This is a genomic window from Ruegeria sp. CH2, from assembly GCF_056537065.1.
Genome location: NZ_JBQFQV010000003.1, coordinates 153,375 through 175,944, shown reverse-complemented (window position 1 = coordinate 175,944; position 22,570 = coordinate 153,375). Strand labels below are relative to the sequence as shown.

Genomic DNA, 22,570 nt, shown 5'->3' with positions numbered 1-22,570 from the left:
TGCGACGGCCACCGGGCGGGAGGCGGCGGGCTGTCAGACTTTGGTCAGCAGCAGCGGCACATCCAGCAACCCCGCCACACCGAACAGTTCGGCCCTGGGGGGAGGCGTGTAACCGTTGATCGCATCAGCTTGCAAGGTTCCTGCGGCAGAGGACCAATACCAGTGGGCGTTGTTGAATCGCGTTGCAGATGTTTCGAGGTTCTTGAAGATGGCTTTGATCTGCACCCCATTGAGAACATTGGGCGACTTTCGTTGCATCATCGCGATTGCCCCGGCAACGAGGGCCGAAGCCCCCGAAGTGCCGCCGAATTCGGTATACAGACCGGCGGGATCGTCCACGGCCTTTTTTCGGGTTTCGACAGCCGCGGCAAGGCTGCCTTCGACATAACCCCGGGGGCCCGGCACGTCCAACGTCACCAACCGTTGAGGTGCGAAATCGACAATCGGGATCGCGTCACCACTGCCATCGCGTTTGAGGTGATGTTTGGGAAGAGCGGCCCGATCCTCCAGATGGAAGTCAGTCGCCGAGGCCGCGTCCCGGTCCAGACGTATTTGATAGCGGTTGTATATCTCACCGTCATCCGAGGGGGCGGACACGGTCAGATCAGCAGAATAGTTCGAATACCCGGACCGGTAGCCATTATAGTTGACGGCCCCCACGGAAATGATCCCGTTGGCTGGATCACCGGACAGGCTGGCCGGGTAAATCAATTCACTTCGACCGTCATTGCCAGCCGCGCAGACCACCGGAATTTTCGTGCTGACCCATTCGACGACCTTGTGGAGCGCCGACCACGCCACTGAAATATCGCGCGCGTCACCGTCGGGTTCATCGCGCATCGTCTCGTGCAGGCGCGTCTTTTCGTGCCTGTCCAGACCCGGATAGAACGGTTCGGTAACAGTGGCAGGACGGTCATCATACCCGGGCCAATGGTCCGGGTTCGCTATGTCGCGCGGAAACAGGATGACATGAACATCCTTTTCATGAGCATAAAGAAACGCCGCAATCAACTCTTCCGGGCTGGGTGAGATCGACGTCGTGATCGGAATAACCCTGCTTTTGGGATCAACCCCGTAATACGCCGCGATATTGCCGGTATTGCCGAATTGATCAGCCGCAAAGCTGGTTCCGCAGGCCAGCCCGGCACAGCTTGTGCCGTGCCCGGCATAGCGATCATCATAAGCATCGATGTAACGCTTGACACCGAACCCCGATCTCAATCCGGCAATCACCCGCTGTTCCTGCGACGTCAGGCCCGGAATGGTTGCTGGGTCCTGAATGCCCGACAGATGTTGCACATGTTCTTCGATATGTTCTGCCCCTGCCCCAACGGCCGACCGATCAATATATTTGACGCCGAACGGGTGGCTGGCCAGATCAAGGGCTTCGTCCCGAATGACCCTGTCCGCCGGAACTGGTCCGGTGTCCGGCGCTTTCAGGTTTGGGTGATGCGGGGCCACGCCCATGTCGATCAAGGCGATCTTCGCCTCGGCCAGAGCAGGGCCTGTGAAATCCCAGATCGCGCTGTCAATTTCCGGGCAGGTCTCTCCGTCAGCGGGCGGGGGCGCCTTGACGGTCAAGGCTTTGATCGCGACCAGATGCCAGAGATAGTAATATCGTGCGTAGTCTTCGTTTCCTGCGGTCATTTCGTCACCTCGCGTTGATCCTTAACCCAGCCATTCGTCTTGTGCTTCGTCCATCAGTTCGTCCAGAACCTCGGTCAGGTAAGCCACGGTTTTTCTGGCCAGACTTCGCCCGGCGGCTGTGTCGCTTGGGTAGTGCAGACCAGCCCATTCGCGGTTTTCAGCAATCCGCTGGGCGCGGTGGAACAAAGCGACAGTGCCCGGATGTTCAGGGATCAGCCGCGAGAACAGTTCGGCAATCGCGAAGGATTGGTAGGAGTGGTTCGAGGGGTAAGCCGCATGAAAAGGCACCGGGATAAAGGGCCGGATCAGCGGCTGGATGATATTGGGTCTGGGCCGGCTGAAGCGGTTCTTGTAGGTCAGGCCAATCTCATTCGTCAGTTCCAGCAGGATCGTCATCAGCGCACGTGTCGCATCAAAGCCACCCTGCTCGTCAATGCCCAGCGGGCTGAGATAGTCATCAATACCAAAGCCAGCCTGCGCCACGATTTCCTCGCGCCGTGTCGCCTGATTTGACCATTTGAGCCGACCTTGCAGGATCAGCAGGTATTCGGTTTCCTTCATGCTTTCGTCAGGGCCCGGGGGCGGCAGAAGGTCGATGTTTTCCCAGACCTTGCCCAGCAGACCGGATGCGGGCAGCATTCCGATCCGGCACAGATCGCGCATCTCGCGCCAGCCGAAGGAAGCATCGCTGCCGCCGACGTCAAAATCGCTGCGGTTCCGGTTACGATTGCGATTTCTGTTTCGGTTCCGGTTTCTGTTCCGATTGCGGTTTCTGTTGCGGTTCCGGTTCAGTGCGAATGCCGAAGATGCGCTCATCGCGACGGACGCCGCGCCGAGGGCAGAGCGTTTCCCGATCTCATCGTCTATCGAATCCATTACGCCTGCGTCAGCCTTGAGCGGATCGATAAACCGCTCGTCCTGCATGAAATCACTGAGTTTGCGCAGCGTTTCATCGTCCAACACCTCTGGGTCCAGCGCGTTGATCGCTTTACTGTATTGCAGGTAACTCTCTCGCTGGGCATCGAAAATGAAATTGTTCAGCTCAGATTGGTTCGCCCCCAATGAGGAGCCGAGACCACCGGTTCCGGCAAGGTTCATCAGTTTCACCACTTTGCACGAGATCAGCTCACCACGTCGGACCATCATGCCAAAACCGTTGAGCGTGGAAACGTAAGACATAAGTAAACCCCCTACTTTTACCCCTACTTCAAGAGTGTTGCGGCAATCCGATCCTGGACAGGCCGCTTTCCATCAGTTGCGCGCTGAACCGTGTTGGCACCGGGAACCGGTCCTGCTGGATGCAGGCCAGCGACATGTCCGGTTCCAGATTGGTCAGCCGCTGCAAGGCGAACTCGCCTCGCTGCTGGTCACCTGCGTGCCCGTAAGCCGCAGCCAGATAGCGCATGACGGTCTTGAACTGCGGTTGAACCTCCATCACGGATTCGCCGAACCTGATGGATTTCTCGAACTCGCCATTGACCAGCGCGGCGACACATCCTGCCCCGTCAAACAGATGCCGGTACGGGCTGTGCCGTCCGATAAGCCGTGCCTTCTGCGCAGCTTCCACTGCCAGCGCCGGACGATCCGTGTAGCAATAGAGCATGGCGGCGGAATCCCAGCTCATCGCACGATACGGGCTGAGCTCGAGCGCACGGTCGACCAGATCCTGCGCCACCGAAAACTCTCGGAACACGTAGGAATGCACGTGGGCGACAAGGCCCAGAACAGTGCCGTTATCCGGGTCAGCCTCGACAGCGCGGCGGGCCAGATCGCGCGCCTGCGCTTCCAGTGTAGCATCCCAGGTTCCGTACCGTTCGCCGACCTTGAATGTTGTGACATAAGCCAGCCACGCAAGGTAGACCGGCTTGGGATCAAGCTCGTAAGCCGCCAGAATATCCGCCTCGAGCTGGTCCAGCCCCGGCCCCGTCATCGTCAGCAGGTGATGCACGGCGGCAACGGCGGTTTTCGCCGCGTGATGGGAGGCCGGGTCGCGCATGTGACGCCCGTTCAGCAAAGCCGTCAGCAAAGCGTCGGTGGCATAGCTGATGAACGATGTCAGACCCGAGCAGTTTTGCCCCAGAAAGTCACCCTGATCGGCCACTACATTCTGGCTCCAGATCACTTTCCTGTCTTCCGACCGCATTGCTGTGGCGGACACTTGCAACATGCTGCCACAGGTCGAGGCGCGGCATTGCAGGAACAGGTCAGGCCCTGCCGACAAAGGTTCCTGCGGGAACGCAATCTGCGGCACCCGGTAATCCTGAACCTCAAGCGCTTCGGTTTCGGTAAGGGATTTGGACAGCTGTTCCGCAACGATGTTGGACACGAATGCCGCGGTTTCGGAACCACCCCCTACATCCGGAGACAACAGACCGATCACGAAATTCGGGCGCGGTAAGGTGAACGACAGCTGTTCTGACCGGAAAGCCGTTGGGTTGGCGGGAACAGGAACCGGCTGTTCTTTTCCGTCCTTCTCATAGGGGACGTCGATTGTTGCGCGTGCAACTTTAAACAGCTCGAGCGAGGCACCGATATTCTTTAGATTGGGCCGCCCGATCGAGTTGAACAGGAAATCCTGCCGCCCGCGCAGCGCATTGCGCACAACGCTTGAGACCAGAACCTCGCCGGATGAACCAACGCTTTCGATGCGCGCTGCCGTGTTCACGGCGTCACCGATGATCTGCTGGTCAACCTCGAACGTGTCGCCCAGATGTATCCCAATTCGATACCCCTTGGCGTACCGGTCGGGGGCATGGGTCAGGACATCCTGCACCCCCAGCGCAGTTTCGACGGCGGCACGCGCACTTGGAAAGACGGCGCATAGCCCGTCACCGGTCAGGCCGGTCACCCGGCCCCGAAAGCTGTTAACCAGATCGCTGACGCAGTTCAGATCGCGGCGGATTCTGGCCAGCGTTTCAAGCTCGGCCTCGCGGACGGCGGCAGAGTAATCACATGCATCAAGGAACAGGATCGCCCTGAGCCGCGCCTTGGGAAGGTCGCTTGGATTGTTCAAATTCAGAGTAATACCCATGATCGTGTCTCGGAACTCTTTAACTTGTTGAAATGTGCCACCCCGAAAACAGGCGGGCTGGCACGCATCAGAGGCGTGTTGCGATTGCAAATGCAGCCGACGGGTGTGAATGGCGCTGCATTGCGCGGGACGGGCCACGGGCCTGAATGGAAATCACGAGGCATTAATCGGCCCGCTGATGAGATTTGGTTTCTAAAATGCGTTAAGTTCAAAATAATAAGAGTTATTGTATTGTTTTAGTGAACTTCCGTCGACATATTTTTATTTTTGCACATATTTTTCGGTGTAATTTGGCCAATTTACCCGGCATCTGTGGCGCTTGGTGCTTGGCGGGCAAGACGGGCTGATGCGGCAAGACTTCCCGTTAGGAGTGCGCGAGGGCTGACCCCGGTCAAGTCCTTGGCATTGGACCTTCCTGTTGCCGCTGAACCGGGCGGACAGTACGACGCAACAGCGGCTGACAGGTACCGGAAATCGATTCTCCAAAAAGTATCCGAACGTTGCCCGGCCCTCACCGTTTCTGCCGGTCAAGCCAGTCACCACCCTGTTTGGTGGCCCCACATGTGGCGGGATCAGATGCCTTGCACAACCTGAACGGTGCCCCAATTTGATCGGACCCGAACGTAGTTTTCTGCGATCTGCACCCTTCCAGCCCAGCCCCGAAACACCCGCGCAAAATCCCGACAACCAGCCCAAACCGGCCCCCGTGCAAGGGTGTCACCGCCCGCAGGCCCCGATTTTCCGGGAATCATTCACCTGACAACTAAATCCTTTGCCTCAGGCCCGATGCGCCGGGTTTCACCCTTGTCATCGCCGAAAATCCACGCCAAGGGCGGTGCATGAGGTTCGATACGATCATATTGGGCGCCGGAGCGGCAGGCATGATGTGCGCGGCCCGTTGCGGTGGGCGGGTGCTGGTGATCGACCACGCCAAGGCGCCGGGCGAGAAAATCCGCATCTCGGGCGGAGGTCGGTGCAATTTCACCAATATGTATGCAGGCCCGGACAACTTCCTGTCGCAAAACCCGCATTTCTGCAAGTCCGCGCTGGCCCGGTTTACGCAGTGGGATTTTGTCGATCTGGTGAACCGGCACGGCATCGGATGGCATGAGAAAACGCTGGGGCAGTTGTTCTGTGATGGCTCTTCAAAGCAGATCATCCAGATGTTGCTGGACGAGATGAGCCGCGCCGGTGCCGAGCTGTGGGTGCAGACCGCGCTGCGTGATCTGCGCAAGGATGGCACCGGATTCGCGCTGGAGGTCGAGCGTGAGGGGCAGCGCCTGCATCTGACCTGTGCCAATCTGGTATTGGCCACGGGGGGCAAATCCATCCCCAAGATGGGCGCGACCGGGCTGGCCTATGACATTGCCCGGCAGTTTGGCCTGCGGGTGACCGACACCCGCGCGGCGCTGGTGCCATTCACCTTTTCGGATGGCCGGTTCAAGGACCTGTCCGGTGTTTCCCTGCCCGTGCGGCTTTCCAACAAACGCACAAGTTTTGACGAAGCGCTGTTGTTCACCCATCGCGGCCTCAGCGGGCCGTCCGTTTTGCAGCTGTCCTCTTTTTGGCGCGAAGGTGAGGAGATCGGCGTGAACCTGATCCCCGAACTGCCCCTGTTCGATCTGCTGCGTGCGCAACGGCAAAACGCCGGGCGCAAGGCGCTGACAACGGAACTGGCGCGGCATCTGCCGTCCCGGCTGGTCGAGTATCTGAGCCAAGTCATTCCGATGTCCGGCAATCTGGCCGATCAGTCGGACGCGAAGCTGTCTGAACTGGTCGCGGCCCTGTCTGACTGGCGGCTGGTACCGTCGGGAACCGAAGGGTATCGCACTGCCGAGGTCACACTGGGCGGAATAGATACCGATGATCTGTCATCGAAAACGATGGAGGCCAAGGATGTCCCTGGCCTCTATGCGATTGGCGAAGCGGTGGATGTCACCGGGTGGCTTGGCGGCTACAACTTTCAATGGGCGTGGTCATCAGGCCATGCCGCAGGTGTTGCCATTGCCGCCAGACATTAACCTACACTTCCGTTTGCGCGGCATTAACCTACGACGTTGTAGCCGCGACCGCGCATGCAGTTGCGCACGATCACTTCCTGGTTCTGGGTGTTGCTGATCGCACTGGCACCCACACCGACCAGAGCACCGGCCGCCGCCGCACGGCCAAGATCGCTGGCGCTGTTGTCGATAATTGCCGTGGTTGCCGCAGCACCGGCCGCGCCGATGGCGGCAGCGCCCGCGGTGTTGCTGTCCAGCGTCGGACGGGACCGCGCCAGCGCCTGACAATTGGCCAGATCGGACTGGTAGTTCGGCCCCACAGGCCCGTCGATGATAGGAACATAATTTGCCCCGCTATTGGCACAGGCCCCGGCCAGTGCAACGACGGGAAGGATGGAGAGAATTTTGCGTGCAGACATTTCCGCTTCCTCTTTATTGAACTTAAGGTGACGCAACCTCAATTCCAACAAAGTGTCAATCTGACTGAAAAATGTCCACATCTACTGGCGGGCTGTTGCAGGTGCGGTGTTAGCCCAGCCGTTTTTGCACCTGCGCTGTGAAATCGTCGCCACGCTGTTCGAAATTGTCATATTGATCGAAACTTGCTGCTGCCGGGGCCAGCAGAACGGTCTCGCCCGCCTGTGCATCCGCCATGGCCTGCGCCACTGCCGCCTCCATCGTGGTACAAACCTGTGCGTCGGACGTCAGTTGCATCGCAAAGCCAGCTGCCTCACGACCGATAACATAGGCTTTGATCACCTGATCCGCTGCTGCGTTCAGGGCTGCGACACCGCCTTCCTTTTCAAGGCCGCCACAGATCCATCGGATCTTTTTGAACGCCATAAGCGCTTTCAGGGCGCTGTCGACATTGGTCGCCTTGGAGTCGTTGACATAGGTAACCCCGTCGGCCTCGGCGATGATCTGGCTGCGGTGGGGCAGGCCCGGGAACGAGTGCAGCGCATCTTCGATCACCCGCGGGGCAAGGCCCAGCGACCGGCAGGCCGCATAAGCCGCGCAGGCGTTCTGGTGGTTATGGGCACCGGGAAGGCCCTTGATCGCGCGCAGGTCGATGGACCCGGCCTGCCGCCCCTTGCGGTATTCCGACAAAAACCCCTTGCGCGCAAAGACCTGCCATCCCGGCCCGGTCAGCTTCCGCGCTACCGAGATACGGATTACACGGTCATCCGCCGGCCCTTCGGCCAGTTGCCCGGCCAGAAACGCACCTTCGGTTTCGTCGATGCCGACAATCGCGCGGTCCGGGCCGCCTTCGGCAAACAGCCTTCGTTTAGCCGCGAAATATCCGCCCATGCCACCGTGGCGGTCCAGATGATCTGGCGAAAGGTTGGTGAACACCGCCACATCCGGGGTCAGCGCGCGGGCCAGTTCCGTCTGATAGCTGGAAAGTTCCAGCACCACGACCGAGCCATCGCCACCCGGATCGATATCCAAAACACCGCGCCCGATATTTCCGGCCAACTGCGCCTCGCGCCCGGCCTCGGTCAGGATGTGGTGGATCAGAGCAGCAGTGGTTGATTTCCCGTTCGAGCCGGTGACCGCAATGACCCGTGGAGGCGTGTCATAGTTGTTCCATTCCGGTCCGGCGAAGGAGCGGAAGAACAGGCCGATATCGTTGTCGACTGGCACGCCTGCATCCAAGGCTGCGGCAACCACGGGGTTGGGTTCGGGATAAAGATGCGGAATGCCCGGTGAAACGATGAGCGTGGCAATAGTGTCAAAAGCCCCCTGTTTGCGCAGGTCGGCACAGGAGAATCCTTCGCCTTCGGCTATGGCGCGGGTTGTCGGGTTGTCATCCCAGCAGACCGGCTCCGCCCCGCCTGCGCGCAAGGCGCGTGCGGTTGCCAGACCGGACCGGCCCAATCCCAGAACCGCAACTTTCTGCCCTGAAAAGCCTTTGACCGGGATCATTCTACACACCTTCTTTGATTTGGATTTGGAGGCCACACTGCACTGAAGAAAATCACAATGACAAGGGGCGTGTCAGGCTCGCGCTGCGGCGCGAGCCGGGCCCAACAGGTGGCAGGAGGGCCGCAGGCCCACCGAACCTGGCGGGAGCCTTACCGCACCTTCAGCGTTGCCAGACCGATCATCGCCAGGATCAGCGAGATGATCCAGAAGCGGATGACGATGGTCGGCTCGGCCCAGCCTTTTTTCTCATAATGGTGATGGATCGGGGCCATCAGGAAGACCCGCTTGCCCGTGCGTTTGAAGTAGAGGACCTGAATGATCACGCTCAGCGCCTCGACCACGAACAGGCCGCCGACAACAGCCAGAACAAGCTCGTGCTTGGTGGCCACGGCAATAGCGCCTAGCGCGCCGCCCAGCGCCAGCGATCCGGTGTCGCCCATGAATACCGCCGCCGGGGGGGCGTTATACCATAGGAACCCGAGACCCGCGCCAAAGAGCGCTGAGGTGAAGATAAAGATTTCACCGGTGCCGGGCACGTAATGCACGTCGAGATATTCGGTAAAGTCGACGCGGCCCACGGCATAGGCGATCACGCCCAGCGTCGAGGCGGCGATCATCGCTGGCATGATGGCCAACCCGTCCAGACCGTCGGTCAGGTTTACCGCGTTGGCGGCCCCTACGATCACGACAATCGCAAACGGGATATAGAAGATGCCCAGATTGACCAGCGTGTCCTTGAATACGGGTACAGCCAGCTGGTTCTGCAACGCTTCAGGATGGTGCAAAGTCGCCCAAAGCGAAGCCAGCACGGCAATAATCACGCCCAATGCGAGGCGCATCCTGCCTGAAACCCCCTGCGTGTTCTGTTTTGAGACCTTCGCGTAGTCATCCGCGAATCCGATGGCCGCATAAGACAGGGTCACGAAAAGCACCATCCAGACATAAGGGTTGTCCAGACGCGCCCAGACAAGGGTCGAGGTCACAAGTGCCCCGACAATCAGCAACCCGCCCATTGTTGGCGTGCCTGCCTTGGAAAAATGCCCCTCGGGGCCATCATTGCGGATCGGCTGGCCCTTGCCCTGCTTTCTGCGCAGCACGTTGATCAGGGGTTTTCCGAAGATGAACCCAAAGATCAGTGCCGTCATGAAGGCACCGCCTGCGCGGAAGGTGATATACCGGAAGAGGTTCCAGAAATCCCCGCCATCCGACAGGGCGGTCAACCAGTACAGCATGACAATACCTTTCTTACACGAGGCGCATGGGCGTGATCACCCATCAAGCGCGCCCCCTTGCCCCATTTTGCGCAGACCGTCAACAATCGAGGCCAATCCCATGCTGAGAGAGCCCTTGGCCAGCACAGTATCGCCATCCCTGACCAGCGAAGGCAACCGTTCGGCCATCTCGGTGCTGGTTTCAGACCAGAGGCCGCGTTTTGCCGGGGGCAGCGCGTGGTGCAGTGCCCGCATCAACGGGCCTATACAATGCACCTGATCAACATGTGCCATCGCTTTGGCATCGGCCATGGCGGCGTGCATCGCCTCTTCCTGCACGCCCAGCTCTTTCATATCGCCCAGAAAGGCGATGCGGCGTTTGCCTTGTGAGGCGGCGAGCACATCCAGCGCGGCCTCCATCGAGGTCGGGTTGGCGTTATAGCTGTCATCTAGCAGTTCGATCTGCCCGCCGCCGGGCAGAGGAATGCTTTCCCGTACACCGCGCCCCTTGACCGGGGACCATACGCGCAGGCCCGCAATGGCCTGATCCAGATCGACACCCAGTTCCACGCAGGCAGCCAAGGCCCCCAGCGCGTTCATGGCGAAATGCGTACCGGCAGAGTTCACCGCAAAGCGGAATACCTGATCACCAACGGCAGCTTCGGCAATCACGGTGTTCGCCCCCTGCTGAACGTCGGTCAGCCGGTAATCCTTTGCGCCTTGGCCGAAATCCACGATCCCGGCCCCCTGCCCAAGTGCCGTTTGGCGCAGGATATCCGCGTGGTCGATATCTGCGTTGACGATTGCCGCGCCACCGGGTTCGAGCCCTTCAAAGATCGCTGCTTTTTCATGGGCGATGCCAGCGACTGACTCGAAGGCTTCCAAATGCACCGCCGCCACGGTTGTAACCAGCGCCACATGCGGGCGGGCCTGTCGGGCCAGCGGAGCAATCTCGCCCGGATGGTTCATGCCAATCTCGATCACCGCGAATTCAGTGTCGCGCGGCATCCGTGCAAGGGTCAGCGGAACGCCCCAGTGGTTGTTGTAACTGGCCACGCTGGCATGGGTATTGCCTTGCGTTTCAAGGATCACGGCCAGCATTTCCTTGGTCGACGTCTTACCGACACTGCCGGTCACCCCTACCACACGTGCATTCGTTCTGGCGCGTGCTGCCTGCCCCAAAGCCTCGAGCGCCGCCTGCACATCATCAACGATCAGCAGTGGTGCGTCTGGCGATACGTTGTCGGGAATATGCGAGACCAAAGCCGCGCCTGCGCCTTTCTCAAGCGCTTGGGCAACGAACTCATGCCCGTCCCGCGCCGCTTTCAGCGCAACAAACAGATCACCGGGTTGAAGGGTGCGCGTGTCGATGGAGACACCATCAGCGGTCCAGTCGGTCGTGACCCGTCCACCCGTTGCCTGAGCGGCCTCGGATGCTGTCCAGAGCGTCATGCGACCCTCCCGTCCAGCGCGGCGACGGAAATGCTGGCCTGTTCGGCATCATCGAAGGGCAGCACCTGATCGCCAACGACCTGCCCGGTTTCGTGGCCCTTGCCCGCAATCAGCAGTGCGTCGCCGGGTTGCAGGGCATCGATGCCGCGCAGAATGGCTTCGGCGCGGTCGCCGACCTCGGTCACGCTGACGTCGCCCGCTGCCTCGAGCGCACCTGCCATGACAGCGGCGCGTATGGCGGCGGGGTCTTCGCTGCGTGGGTTGTCGTCGGTGACGAAAACCATATCTGCGTGGTTGGCAGCTGCCTTTCCCATCAGCGGGCGTTTCGTGGCATCGCGGTCGCCGCCCGCGCCGACAATGGCGATCAAACGACCCATCACATGCGGACGCAGCGCCTTGAGAGCGGTGGCCACGGCGTCGGGGGTGTGCGCGTAATCCACAAAAACCGTCGCGCCGTTTTCGCGGGTTGCGGCCAGCTGCATACGCCCGCGCACGGTGGTCAGATGCGGCAGCGTTTCAAAAACCCGTTCGGGGCTGTCGCCCGCGGCAATCACCAGCCCGCAAGCCAGCAGGATGTTTTCGGCCTGGAACCCTCCGATCAGGTTCAGGCGGGTCTGGAAGGTCCGGCCCTGCCACGCAAATCGCAGATCCTGCCCGGTGGCATCGAACCGCTGGTTGATCAGGCACAGATCGGCGTCGCCCAACCCGACGGTCAGCACCGATTGACCGCGCGCCTGGGCGATCCGGCGGACCCGAGACCCCTTGGGATCGCTCAGATTGATGACCGCGGTGCCATCCTGCGGCAGAACCCGGTCGAACAACCCAGCCTTGGCTGCGAAATACGCTTCAAAAGTCTCGTGGTAATCCAGATGGTCCTGCGTGAAGTTCGAAAACCCGGCAGCGGTCAGGTGCACGCCATCCAGGCGGCGCTGTTCGAGGCCGTGGGACGAGGCCTCCATCGCGGCGTGGGTCACACCGTTTTCGGCGGCTTCCGCCAGACAGCGATGCAGGGTGATCGGCTCGGGCGTGGTATGGGCCAGCGGTGCGGTCCATGCCCCTTCGACCCCGGTTGTCCCAAGGTTGACGGCGGCGTGGCCCAGTTCGGTCCAGATCTGGCGCACAAAGGTGGCAACCGAGGTTTTTCCATTGGTTCCGGTGACCGCAACAATGGTCTGCGGCATCGCGCCGAACCACAACGCGGCGGCCCCGGCCAGCGCCTGACGCGGGTCTTCGACAACCACCAGCGCCGCATCCGACGCTGCAAGATCAGCTGCTGCGATTTTCGCCCCTTCGGCATCGGTCAGGATGGCGGCGGCCCCCATGCGCAGGGCGTATTGGATGAACGAACCACCATGAACCCGCGTGCCTGGAAGGGCTGCAAACAGGAAACCGTCTTTCACCTCGCGGCTGTCAACGGCCAGACCGGTGATCTCGGGGTTAACCCCGCCTCGCGCGGTCAGGGCCAGTTGGCTGAGTTTCTTTGTCCTTGTGCCCATGACCCACCTCTTGCCGGACAGCCTAGTTTGAGGTCAGCGTTATAGCAGCGCCCGCCTCAGGCTCAAGCCGGGGACGCAAGCCCAGCAGAGGTGCCACGCGACCAATAAGTTCGGCAGCTACTGGCACCGCGGTCCAGCCTGCGGTGCGGCGTTTTTCGCCGTAAGCCACGATTGAAGGTTCATCCAGCGTGACGATCAGAACATATTTCGGATCGTAGGCCGGGAAGAGCGTTGCGAAAGTGGCGATGACCTTGTCTTCGTAATACCCGCCGCGTGGCTTGGGCTTGTCTGCCGTGCCGGTCTTGCCAGCCACGTCATACCCTTTCACCTCGCCAAAGCTGGCGGTGCCATCCGTCACCACTTTGCGCAGCATCTTCTGCGCCTGACGCGCGGTTCCCTGCGACATCACGCGCGGGCCGTATTGCGGGCCGTTCTGGCGCAGGATGGTCGGGCTGACATAGTGCCCACCGTTGGCAATCGCGGCATATCCCGCCGCCAGATGCATCGGGCTGGTTGACAGGCCATGGCCGTAGGAAATGGTTACGGTGCTCAGCTCGCCCCATTTCTTTGGCTTCAGCGGCACACCTCCCGTGGCCTCGACAATCTCAAACGGGGTCGGGTCGAACATGCCGAGCGCATTCAGAAAATCCTGCTGCCGCTGCGCGCCGATCTGCAACGCCAGACGCCCGGTGCCACGGTTCGAGCTGTGGACGATCACATCCGCCACGCTGATCTTGCCGTAATTCTTGCCGTTGAACTCTCCGATCGGGAAGCGCCCGATCTTCATCGGGCCGGATGTATCGATGATGGTGTTCGAGTTCACCAGCCCAAGGTCAACCGCCTGCGCGGCGGTGAAAATCTTGAAGACCGACCCCAGTTCGTACACGCCCTGCACATAGCGGTTGAACAGCGGGCTGTCCGAGGGATCAAACCCCGAGGTCGGCGGGCGCGGACGATCATTGGGATCGAATGAGGGCAGCGAGGCGGCGGATACAACCTCGCCCGTATGCGCATTCATCAGAACCGCCGATGCGCCCTTGGCGTTCATGATCTTCATACCGCCGTAGAGCACCTGTTCGACCGCGGCCTGAATGGTCAGGTCCAGCGACAGTTGCAGCGGCTTGTTGCCATTGGCCGGGTCGCGCAGATAGTCGTCAAACTGCTTTTCCACCCCGGCCACACCGATCACCTCGGCGGCGCTGACGCCCTCGCGGCCAAAACCGGAGCCGCCCAGGATGTGCGCGGCCAACTTGCCGTTGGGATAGAGGCGCATCTCGCGCGGGCCAAACAGGATGCCGGGATCACCGATGTCGTGCACGGCCTGTTTCTGTTCGGGCGAAATGCGTTTCTTGATCCACAGGAACTTGCGCTTGCCAGTGAAATCCTTGACCAGACGCTCTTTATCCAGATCGGGGAAGATCGCGACCAGCTGATCTGCTGCCGCAATCGGATCGATCATCAGTGGCGGCTGCGCGTAGACGGAATAGGTATCCAGATTGGTGGCCAGAATGCGCCCTTCGCGGTCGACGATATTGGCGCGCTGCATAGCAATCGCGGCCCCCGGCGCATTGGCCAGTGGCTCCTGCACCTCGGACGTTGCCAACATGCCCATGCGGACGCCAACCACCGAGAATGCGCAGAAGAAGAACAGCCCCAGCACCAGCAGACGCCCTTCGGCGCGGACGCGGGCGCGGTCTTTCATGTCTTCGTGGCGCTTGCGGATGTTTTCACGCTCGATCGCCTTTGGGTTTTCGCCACGGGCGCGGGCGTCAAGGATACGGGCCAGTGGACGAAGGGGCGTGCGTGTCATGGGATCTGCACCTCGCCCAATGCCTGAATGTCGGTGATGGCCTGCAATTCAATCGGGTCAACGATGGGCAGGTCCGGGTCTTCGGCAAAGGCAATCTGATCGGCGCGCCCGAACTGTTCGGCCCGCAGAGGCAGCAGACCAAGGCGTTCAAAATTCAGGTCCGCCAGTTCTCGCAGCCGGTCGGGGCGGTTCAAATAAGCCCATTCTGCGTTCAGGACCGCCAGCCGCACCTGCGCCATGCCGATCTCGCGTTGCAGGGATTGCGTTTCCTTCACCACCTGTTGGGTGCGATAATTCTCCTGATAGGCCCAAAGCGCCAATCCGAACACGGACAGAGCAGTCAACACATACAAAACACTCTTCATCTTGCCCTTCCCCCAAGTTGAGGCATTCCAATGGCGCGGGCCTCAATTTCCCCCGCCGGAGCATCGGTGCGGATCGCGACACGCAGCTTGGCCGAGCGCGCGCGCGGGTTTTCCTGCAATTCCTGTTCGTCGGGCCCAACAGCCTTGCGGGTCTTCAGCGTGAATTGCGGCTGGTCCTGTTCCATCTCGGGCGCATAGCGGTTCGCACGCCCTGTTTTGCCCGCGCGCGACTGAAAGAACCGTTTGACCATCCGGTCCTCGATGGAATGGAAGGTGACAACAGCCAGCTGCCCACCGGGTTTCAGCGCACGTTCGGCGGCCATAAGGCCCTGAAACAGCTCTTCATACTCGGCATTCACCGCGATCCGCAGACCCTGAAAACTGCGCGTTGCGGGATGCGATTGCCCCGGTTTCGGGCGTGGCAGACAGGATTCGACAATCTCGGCCAGACGCAGGGTGGTTGTGATCGGCGCCTCGGTTCGCGCCCGGACAATCGCCTTGGCAATCCGGCGGCTGGCGCGTTCTTCGCCATAGTGGAACAGGATATCGGCCAGTTGCGCCTCGGTCGCTGTGTTTACCAGATCGGCGGCGCTTTCGCCTTGCTGGCTCATCCGCATATCCAGCGGACCGTCCTTCATGAAGGAAAACCCGCGCTCGGCCTGATCCAGCTGCATCGAGGACACGCCAAGATCCAGCACAACGCCATCCAGATCCTGCGCGTATTCGTCCATGCGCGAGAATACGCCGGGCTGCATCACCAGCCGGTCGCCGTAATCCTGCGCCCAATCTGCCGCCATTTCAAAGGCCAGCGGGTCACGGTCTACACCGATTACCTTGTCTGCCCCGGCCTCCAACAGCCCGCGCGTATAGCCGCCCGCGCCAAACGTGCCGTCCAGCCAGATGCCCGTGACCGGCGCAACCGCAGCCAGCAAGGGGCGCAGCAGAACGGGGATATGTGGTTTTTCAGATGAGGACGCAGCGCCGGCCATGCCGTTACGCATCCCCGGTGCCGTCTAGGAACTGCATCGGGTCAAAATCGTCCGGCAGATCATCCATCCATTCTTCGGTCTTGGCCAGTTCCTCGACCTCGTAGGTCTCGGGCTTCCAGATCTGAAAGGTGTCGCCTGCGGCGATAAAGAACGCCTCGCCTTCGAGGCCGATCTTGCTGCGCAGCTTGGCGGGCAGCACAAGACGCCCGGTTTCGTCCACGTTGGTCGGGAAGGACTGACCATGGAACATGCGCTGCAACATCCGCCGCTGCATCGAGCCGCGCGGCAGGGCATCGATCTTGGCATCAACCTCGTCAATCGCCTGCATGGTATAACATTCAAGGTATTTGCGGCGGTGGTCACCATAGACAATCACCAGTTCGGGGTTGTCACCGGGCTGCCAGTTGGGATCGGACGATTCAAGCACACGGCGAAACGAGGCCGGGATCGACACCCTGCCCTTCGTATCCACCTTGTGGTGGCTTTCACCTCTAAACCTGCGCGCCAAGACGACTGTCCCTTTCGCTTGCGCCCCACCTTGAATTCACGTTCCCCCCGGATGAAAAACGGCGGGTTGATCTGCTGCCACTGATCAACCCGCCGCATTGACCCGCTTTGCGGGATGTCCAGCTGCGCGCGCCACCTGGGGGGATGTCTGCTCGCCCGCGCGCCGGATCTCTTGGTTGATGAAAGCGAGATGCCTGTATGAAACCTGAATATTTTTGGTCGGGGTCGTTTGGTGCCCCTGCTGCCTCGTCCTCATCGGATGTATAAGGGATGACATGGGAATTCATGGAAATCAATAGGAATTTTGCGCAACGTGTCATGAGGAACACGGCCAGACTGGATTGTCACTGAAGGATTCGAGCTTCGTGACACCAGTTTTAGCGGGTGGCGAATAACACACCCCTATATATTGGAAAATTCATCGGTCGAAATTTTTCCCGCGATTTCCCAAGAATTTTGCCCACTTTTCTTTTGGACTGGAAATATTGGCCTCAAATGCACAATCCGCCCTTCGAATCGTTCAGAATTTCGGGTCGTTTTCCAGCAATCTCCCCCACGCGACCACATCGCCCCATGATTTCCCACGAGCGATTTACCCAAGCCTTGTCAACATCAGAACGGATATGTTTTGCCCATTTTCCCGCCGAGTGCGCTCAATTCAAAGGCAGGCCACCGGGAAGGGCCAGATGCCCCTGCCAAAGCTGACCTAGGGTCGACCCCATATTTTCAAGGCGCATCGCTGCGAAATGAAAAAACTGAGCCAATCTATGCATTTGCTGCATAGCAGCATTGATGTCGCGACCTATTGTGCAATTGCAGCATTTGCCTATCTTCAGTCTCAAGCAAGGGCCGGACGATACCGGCAAGACAAAAAGATACGGATGATGAGCATGGCAGTCGCAAGCACGCATACAGCAGTAAAGAATGCACCGGCGTTCGGTTTTGGCGCAGTTCTGGAAAACGCAAAGATCCGGTTCGTGCGCTATCGCATGTATCGCCAGACGGTCAATGAACTGTCCGCCCTGTCGAACCACGAGCTGGCCGATCTTGGCCTGCACCGCTCGATGATCCGCCGCGTTGCCCTGCAGGCGGCAAACGAACAAACCGCGCGGTAAGCGCGACACGCATACTGAGATCAGGCCCTTCCTCCTCCCTTAGGGTCTGTAATCAGCGGCAGCGTCTTCCTCCTCCCTGACGTTGCCGCACCTAATACCGGCCTCAACCCGCCGGACACGAATACATCGGGGCGTCCTCCTCCCTGCCTTGATGTTGAAAGCGCGCGGCGATGTCTTCCTCCTCCCTGACATCGCCGCGTCTTCCTCATACCGGATTCAAACCCGGGTTCGCATACATCAGGGCTCTCCTCCTCCCTGCTCTGATGTTGACAAGACGGCGGTTCCCTCTCCTCCTCCCTGGGAACCGCCGTTTTCTGTTTTTCGGACACTGGTGTAGGATGGCGTCCTGACATCTGATGCGGAGGACGCCATGGCCGCCTATTTCATTGCGCAGATCAACATTCACGACCCGGACGGATATCAGGGCTATCTGGCAGGTTTCATGCCGATCTTCGACCGCCACGGCGGTCGCCTGCTGACGGTCTCATCCAAACCGGTCGAACGGATTGAAGGCGATTGGCCCGAAGGCGGGATTGTGTTGATGGAGTTTCCGGATCTTGCAGCAGCGAAATCCTGGAAGGACGACCCGGATTACATCGAACTGGCGAAGATCCGAAAGGCCACCGCAACCACCAATCTGGTTCTGGTCGACGGGATATGACGCCTCAGAACGGGACGTCATCCTTGTTGGTCAGAAAACGCGAGACCACTTTCTTGATGCCCGCCTTGTCGAAATCGACCTCGACCTTGTCACCTTCTATCCCGATCACCGCGCCGTAGCCGAATTTCTGGTGAAACACCCGTTCGCCCAGCGTGAAACTGGCCAGTGCGGTGGCGTCGATCACCGTGTTGCGGCTTTCGCGGGGTTGCGACATGCCATATTGGCCCTGCCGCGCCTGCAACCGTCTCCAACCCGGCGAGTTATAGACGTTGGCTTCGGCCGCGCGGGTTTCTATGCCCGCCGTCTGATGGCCGCCGCCATAAAGGCCCGGAGGTGTCAGCACCTCAACGTGATCTTCCGGCAATTCGTCGATGAACCGGGATGGCATCGAGTTCTGCCATTGCCCGAATACCCGCCGGTTGGCGGCGAAGGAAATCGTACAAACCTCTTCGGCGCGGGTGATACCGACATAGGCCAGACGGCGTTCTTCCTCGAGCCCCTTGAGGCCGGTTTCGTCCATCGACCGTTGCGAGGGGAAAAGCCCGTCTTCCCACCCCGGCAGGAAGACGACGGGAAACTCCAGCCCCTTGGCCGCGTGCAGGGTCATGATCGAGACCTTGGCCCCGTCACCGTCCTGTTCATTGTCCATGACCAGGCTGACATGTTCCAGAAACCCTTGCAGGTTCTCGAAATTGTCCAGTTGGTTGACCAGTTCCTTGAGGTTTTCCAGACGCCCCGGCGCTTCGGGGGTCTTGTCGTTCTGCCAATGGGCCGTGTAGCCGGATTCGTCGAGGACGATCTGTGCAAGCTCAATATGCGTATGCTCGGGCGCGCCATAGCGGATCGGCGAAACCCCGTCATCAATAACCGTGTCATCATCGACTTCAATCCGGGGACCGCGTGTCATCGCATTCCACCGGGCCAACCCGTCGATCAATTCGCGCAGGGCTTTGCCGCCCTTGCCCTTAATCAGCCCGTTTTCGACTGCAATCCGCGCACCTTCGACCAGAGACACGCCATTCTCACGCGCCACAATCTGAATGGTCTGCTGCGCCTTGTCGCCCAATCCGCGTTTCGGCGTGTTCACGATCCGCTCGAAGGCCAGATCATCTTCGGGGCTGACCACCAGCCGGAAATAGGCCATGGCATCGCGGATCTCCATCCGCTCGTAGAAACGCGGGCCGCCGATCACCTTGTAGGGCAGACCGATGGTCAGGAACCGGTCCTCGAACGCGCGCATCTGGTGGCTGGCGCGCACGAGAATCGCCATCTCATCAAGATTCATCGGGCGGATACCGCGCGTCCCGCCCTGCATCGCGTCGATTTCCTCGCCGATCCAGCGGGCCTCTTCCTCGCCATCCCAATGGCCGATCAGGTTGACCTTGTGGCCGTCTTTGGCATCGGTCCAAAGCTCCTTACCCAAACGGCTTTCGTTCCCCCGAATGACGTTCGATGCAGCCGCCAGAATATGCGGGGTCGAGCGATAGTTCTGCTCCAGCCGCACCACGTAGGCACCGGGAAAGTCCTTTTCGAACCGCAGGATGTTGCCGACCTCGGCCCCGCGCCAGCCATAGATCGACTGGTCGTCATCGCCCACGCAGCAGATGTTCTTGTGCCCCCCGGCCAGCAGGCGCAACCACAGGTACTGGGCGACGTTGGTGTCCTGATACTCGTCCACAAGGATGTAGCGGAACCAGCGCTGGTATTGTTCCAGAACATCCGGGTGGGTCTGGAAAATCGTGACCATGTGCAGCAGCAGGTCACCAAAATCCACCGCATTCAGCTCGCGCAGACGGGTCTGGTACTGGGCATAAAGTTCAATGCCCTTGTTGTTATAGGCCCCGGCATCCGCCGCAGGCACCTTGTCGGGCGTCAGCGCACGGTTTTTCCAGTCATCGATGATCCCCGCCAGCATTCGTGCCGGCCAGCGTTTGTCATCGATATTGGCGGCGCGAACCAATTGCTTGAGCAGGCGCAGCTGGTCGTCGCTGTCCAGAATGGTGAAGTTCGATTTCAGATCGACCAGTTCCGCGTGGCGGCGCAGCAGTTTGACGCAAATGGAATGGAAGGTGCCCAGCCATGGCATTCCTTCGGCGGGTTGGCCAAGCAGGCGGCCTACTCGTTCCTTCATCTCGCGCGCGGCTTTGTTGGTGAAGGTCACCGACAGTATCTCGTTCGGGCGCGCGCGCGCTGTGTTGAGCAGATGCGCAATCCGGGCCGTCAGCGCCTTGGTCTTGCCCGTCCCCGCCCCGGCCAGCATCAGAACCGGGCCGTCCAGGCGTTCGACCGCGTCACGTTGCGCCGGGTTCAGCTCATCCAGATAGGGCGAAGGGCGCACGGCCATAGCCCGCGCCGACAGGGATGCGCCTTCGAAGGCGTCCATTTCGTCAAAACTGCTCATGACCCCAAACTACGCCGGATGGAGGCCGAGGGAAAGAGTTTGTTCACGGCTTGTTCGCAAGGATTTTTCACGTCTTTTTGCATTCAATTCTAAACAAAGATGCCGCTGCCCTGTGGGGCTGTTAACCCTCTGTCAAGTCCTGGCCCGGATGCTGGTTCCATTGCTGTGGGAGTGGAACAGATGGAAGCGAAGGAACTGACGGGCGGGTCGTCACGGCTGAAACTTGTGGGCGTTACCCTGATTCTGATCGCGCTGACAGCGGCAGCGGGATGGGGCATCTACGCGGCTCCTGCCCCGGTTGTGGACCGCATGTTGGAATCGGATTTGCGAAAAGACGCCATGCAGCTAAGCCGTCAGGTCGAAAGCCATCTGAACGATCTGGATGCAACGTTTCGGTACCATGAACTGCACGAGCATGACGCGGAATTCCTGATGCTGCTGCCCGAAACCTCGGACATCTACCGGTTCAAGCTGTTTGATGCGTCCGGTCAGGTGTTCTGGTCGACCCGGGCCAGTGATGTCGGGGCCGTGAACACAAAACATTACTTCCATTCGGTCGTCGCCGCCGGAAGGGTTTTTTACAACCACGAGGAAAAACCCGCGGCAGAGGTTGAGTCGATTGACAATGACCCCGCCGGACATGCGGGCCCATTCACCCGACATGTGGCCGAGGTTTATACACCGATCATCAAAGACGGCGTTTTCCTTGGCGCTATCGAGTTTTATTCGGACATCACCAATCTCAGAACCCTGTTCATCACGCGCGTGCGTCTGTCGCTGGCGTTGCTGAGCAGCGTCGCGTTGCTGGCGCTGGCCACGGTCATCCTGATTGTCCACCGCACCAACCGCCGTCAGATGCGTGATCTACACAAGCGCGCCGTGAAAGAACGCGAACTGATGGGAGAACAGCTTCGCCTGGCGCGTGAGGTGCGCCTGCTGGGCGAGTTGAACGAGTGGCTGCAATCAAGCCGCTCACTGGATGAGCTTTTCGACATGGTGGCGCGCTTTATGACCCATATCCTGCCCGAGGCCGAGGGGAGCGTGTACGTCTATTCCAACTCGCGCGATGTGCTGGACGGGAGTGCCAGTTGGAACGGGGGAACGCACAAGTCTCATATCCATCCGGAAGGATGCTGGGGTTTGAGGCGCGGCCGGACTTATGAGTTCGGTGCTTCTGAGATCGATTTTGTCTGCGAACATGCCGAACCGCATGACGGGCGGCCCTATTTCTGTTTTCCCATTCTGGCCCACGGGGAAACCGTTGGTCTGTTGCATCTGCGCGCGGCTGAGGGGCGAGAGGCCTGTTTCCATAAAAGCCGCAAGCTGGCGCAGCTGTGCGCCGAACAGATCAGCATGGCAATCGCCAATGTCCGTATGCGCGATCAGCTGCATGACCAATCGGTGCGCGACCCGCTGACCGGGCTGTTCAACCGCCGCCACATGACCGAGACATTGCGCAAGGCCATCAGCCGCAGCCAGCAGACCGGCGCCGCGCTGAGCCTGATTGCCGTGGACGTCGATCACTTCAAGAAATTCAACGACACGCATGGTCATGACGCCGGAGACATGGTGTTGCGCGCGGTCGGCGCGGCGCTGGAACAGGGCTGCGACCGGGACGAGATCGCCTGCCGCATCGGCGGTGAGGAATTCATGCTGATCCTGCCCGACAACAGCCCCGAAGATGCCATGACCCGGGCCGAGCAGTTGCGCCAGTCGGTTGAGGCGGTCATTGTCCGCTATGGCGAAAAGGCCCTGCCCCGTATCACAATCTCGGTCGGGGTCGCGCATTACCCCGCCCACGGCACCATGCCGCAGGATCTGATGCGTGCCGCGGATGATGCGCTGTATGTCGCCAAGGACAAGGGGCGCAATCAGGTTCACGTCGCCGCCGGAGCGCTGGAGCAGGCCGGGCGCGTTCCCGCAACGGATAAACGCCCATCGCCGGAAGCCGCTTGAAAA

The 22,570-nt window shown here is 60.2% G+C and carries 17 protein-coding genes; 4 read left to right on the top strand and 13 right to left on the bottom strand.

Annotated features, from left to right (window positions below; all coding sequences use genetic code 11):
- Positions 1-33: 33 nt before the first annotated feature.
- From ACR0M9_RS07095 to ACR0M9_RS07085, 3 genes are read right to left on the bottom strand one after another with little or no spacing between them, the layout of a single operon-like run.
- Positions 34-1,647: a S8 family serine peptidase gene (locus ACR0M9_RS07095; protein WP_480773193.1), complete on the bottom strand. Its 1,614-nt coding sequence runs from the start codon at positions 1,645-1,647 to the stop codon at positions 34-36.
- 21 nt (positions 1,648-1,668) lie between these two features.
- Positions 1,669-2,826 (bottom strand): phosphatase PAP2 family protein, encoded by a 1,158-nt coding sequence (locus ACR0M9_RS07090; protein WP_480773192.1) that lies wholly within the window; start codon positions 2,824-2,826, stop codon positions 1,669-1,671.
- Positions 2,827-2,854: 28 nt separating this feature from the next.
- Positions 2,855-4,678, bottom strand: a complete 1,824-nt coding sequence (locus tag ACR0M9_RS07085) for an adenylate/guanylate cyclase domain-containing protein (protein WP_480773191.1) — start codon at positions 4,676-4,678, stop codon at positions 2,855-2,857.
- 839 nt (positions 4,679-5,517) lie between these two features.
- On the opposite strand from ACR0M9_RS07085, the gene ACR0M9_RS07080 reads away from it, so the two are divergent.
- Complete coding sequence (locus ACR0M9_RS07080; protein ID WP_480624587.1) at positions 5,518-6,699, top strand: BaiN/RdsA family NAD(P)/FAD-dependent oxidoreductase; 1,182 nt, start codon at positions 5,518-5,520, stop codon at positions 6,697-6,699.
- A 23-nt stretch (positions 6,700-6,722) separates the two neighbouring features.
- On the opposite strand, the gene ACR0M9_RS07075 is transcribed toward ACR0M9_RS07080, so the two are convergent.
- The 9 genes from ACR0M9_RS07075 to mraZ all read right to left on the bottom strand — a co-directional run bounded on the left by ACR0M9_RS07075 (position 6,723) and on the right by mraZ (position 16,399).
- A complete protein-coding gene (locus ACR0M9_RS07075; RefSeq protein ID WP_480475937.1) occupies positions 6,723-7,097 on the bottom strand; it encodes a glycine zipper family protein in 375 nt (124 codons plus the stop codon).
- 109 nt (positions 7,098-7,206) lie between these two features.
- A complete protein-coding gene (murD, locus tag ACR0M9_RS07070) occupies positions 7,207-8,604 on the bottom strand; it encodes a UDP-N-acetylmuramoyl-L-alanine--D-glutamate ligase (protein ID WP_480773190.1) in 1,398 nt (465 codons plus the stop codon).
- Positions 8,605-8,753: 149 nt separating this feature from the next.
- Positions 8,754-9,836: a phospho-N-acetylmuramoyl-pentapeptide-transferase gene (mraY, locus tag ACR0M9_RS07065; RefSeq protein ID WP_480506250.1), complete on the bottom strand. Its 1,083-nt coding sequence runs from the start codon at positions 9,834-9,836 to the stop codon at positions 8,754-8,756.
- Between the two features lie 36 nt (positions 9,837-9,872).
- Positions 9,873-11,267 (bottom strand): UDP-N-acetylmuramoyl-tripeptide--D-alanyl-D-alanine ligase, encoded by a 1,395-nt coding sequence (locus tag ACR0M9_RS07060; RefSeq protein WP_480773189.1) that lies wholly within the window; start codon positions 11,265-11,267, stop codon positions 9,873-9,875.
- Positions 11,264-12,763: a UDP-N-acetylmuramoyl-L-alanyl-D-glutamate--2,6-diaminopimelate ligase gene (locus ACR0M9_RS07055; protein ID WP_480773188.1), complete on the bottom strand. Its 1,500-nt coding sequence runs from the start codon at positions 12,761-12,763 to the stop codon at positions 11,264-11,266. The genes ACR0M9_RS07060 and ACR0M9_RS07055 overlap by 4 nt, the downstream gene beginning before the upstream one ends.
- A 22-nt stretch (positions 12,764-12,785) precedes the next feature.
- Positions 12,786-14,573 (bottom strand): peptidoglycan D,D-transpeptidase FtsI family protein, encoded by a 1,788-nt coding sequence (locus ACR0M9_RS07050; protein WP_480773187.1) that lies wholly within the window; start codon positions 14,571-14,573, stop codon positions 12,786-12,788.
- A complete protein-coding gene (gene ftsL / locus ACR0M9_RS07045; RefSeq protein ID WP_209504535.1) occupies positions 14,570-14,938 on the bottom strand; it encodes a cell division protein FtsL in 369 nt (122 codons plus the stop codon). Before ftsL ends, ACR0M9_RS07050 begins: the two co-directional genes overlap by 4 nt.
- Positions 14,935-15,927, bottom strand: a complete 993-nt coding sequence (gene rsmH, locus ACR0M9_RS07040) for a 16S rRNA (cytosine(1402)-N(4))-methyltransferase RsmH (protein ID WP_209504536.1) — start codon at positions 15,925-15,927, stop codon at positions 14,935-14,937. Before rsmH ends, ftsL begins: the two co-directional genes overlap by 4 nt.
- Positions 15,928-15,931: 4 nt before the next feature.
- The gene (gene mraZ / locus ACR0M9_RS07035) at positions 15,932-16,399 is read right to left on the bottom strand and encodes a division/cell wall cluster transcriptional repressor MraZ (protein ID WP_480773186.1); all 468 of its coding nucleotides are present in this window, start codon (positions 16,397-16,399) and stop codon (positions 15,932-15,934) included.
- A gap of 925 nt (positions 16,400-17,324) precedes the next feature.
- Between mraZ and ACR0M9_RS07030 the strand changes: the two genes are divergently transcribed.
- Complete coding sequence (locus tag ACR0M9_RS07030; protein WP_480773185.1) at positions 17,325-17,549, top strand: DUF1127 domain-containing protein; 225 nt, start codon at positions 17,325-17,327, stop codon at positions 17,547-17,549.
- Between the two features lie 370 nt (positions 17,550-17,919).
- The gene (locus ACR0M9_RS07025) at positions 17,920-18,210 is read left to right on the top strand and encodes a DUF1330 domain-containing protein (protein ID WP_267363318.1); all 291 of its coding nucleotides are present in this window, start codon (positions 17,920-17,922) and stop codon (positions 18,208-18,210) included.
- Between the two features lie 4 nt (positions 18,211-18,214).
- Here the strand turns inward: ACR0M9_RS07025 and ACR0M9_RS07020 are convergent, their stop codons facing one another.
- On the bottom strand, positions 18,215-20,611 hold the full coding sequence (locus tag ACR0M9_RS07020) for an ATP-dependent helicase (RefSeq protein ID WP_480773184.1): 2,397 nt from the start codon (positions 20,609-20,611) through the stop codon (positions 18,215-18,217).
- A 180-nt stretch (positions 20,612-20,791) separates the two neighbouring features.
- Here ACR0M9_RS07020 and ACR0M9_RS07015 point away from each other — a divergent pair, with 180 nt between their 5' ends.
- Complete coding sequence (locus tag ACR0M9_RS07015; protein WP_480773183.1) at positions 20,792-22,567, top strand: sensor domain-containing diguanylate cyclase; 1,776 nt, start codon at positions 20,792-20,794, stop codon at positions 22,565-22,567.
- Positions 22,568-22,570 lie beyond the last annotated feature (3 nt).

Excerpts from the sequence above, each read along its gene's own strand:
- ACR0M9_RS07085 (WP_480773191.1), bottom strand. The coding sequence starts at position 4,678 with ATGGGTATTACTCTGAATTTGAACAATCCAAGCGACCTTCCCAAGGCG.
- ACR0M9_RS07015 (WP_480773183.1), top strand. The coding sequence starts at position 20,792 with ATGGAAGCGAAGGAACTGACGGGCGGGTCGTCACGGCTGAAACTTGTG.
- mraY (WP_480506250.1), bottom strand. The coding sequence starts at position 9,836 with ATGCTGTACTGGTTGACCGCCCTGTCGGATGGCGGGGATTTCTGGAAC.
- ACR0M9_RS07075 (WP_480475937.1), bottom strand. The coding sequence starts at position 7,097 with ATGTCTGCACGCAAAATTCTCTCCATCCTTCCCGTCGTTGCACTGGCC.
- ACR0M9_RS07055 (WP_480773188.1), bottom strand. The coding sequence starts at position 12,763 with ATGGGCACAAGGACAAAGAAACTCAGCCAACTGGCCCTGACCGCGCGA.
- rsmH (WP_209504536.1), bottom strand. The coding sequence starts at position 15,927 with ATGGCCGGCGCTGCGTCCTCATCTGAAAAACCACATATCCCCGTTCTG.
- ACR0M9_RS07095 (WP_480773193.1), bottom strand. The coding sequence starts at position 1,647 with ATGACCGCAGGAAACGAAGACTACGCACGATATTACTATCTCTGGCAT.
- ACR0M9_RS07090 (WP_480773192.1), bottom strand. The coding sequence starts at position 2,826 with ATGTCTTACGTTTCCACGCTCAACGGTTTTGGCATGATGGTCCGACGT.
- ACR0M9_RS07080 (WP_480624587.1), top strand. The coding sequence starts at position 5,518 with ATGAGGTTCGATACGATCATATTGGGCGCCGGAGCGGCAGGCATGATG.
- ftsL (WP_209504535.1), bottom strand. The coding sequence starts at position 14,938 with ATGAAGAGTGTTTTGTATGTGTTGACTGCTCTGTCCGTGTTCGGATTG.
- ACR0M9_RS07050 (WP_480773187.1), bottom strand. The coding sequence starts at position 14,573 with ATGACACGCACGCCCCTTCGTCCACTGGCCCGTATCCTTGACGCCCGC.
- murD (WP_480773190.1), bottom strand. The coding sequence starts at position 8,604 with ATGATCCCGGTCAAAGGCTTTTCAGGGCAGAAAGTTGCGGTTCTGGGA.
- ACR0M9_RS07025 (WP_267363318.1), top strand. The coding sequence starts at position 17,920 with ATGGCCGCCTATTTCATTGCGCAGATCAACATTCACGACCCGGACGGA.
- ACR0M9_RS07020 (WP_480773184.1), bottom strand. The coding sequence starts at position 20,611 with ATGAGCAGTTTTGACGAAATGGACGCCTTCGAAGGCGCATCCCTGTCG.
- ACR0M9_RS07030 (WP_480773185.1), top strand. The coding sequence starts at position 17,325 with ATGGCAGTCGCAAGCACGCATACAGCAGTAAAGAATGCACCGGCGTTC.
- ACR0M9_RS07060 (WP_480773189.1), bottom strand. The coding sequence starts at position 11,267 with ATGACGCTCTGGACAGCATCCGAGGCCGCTCAGGCAACGGGTGGACGG.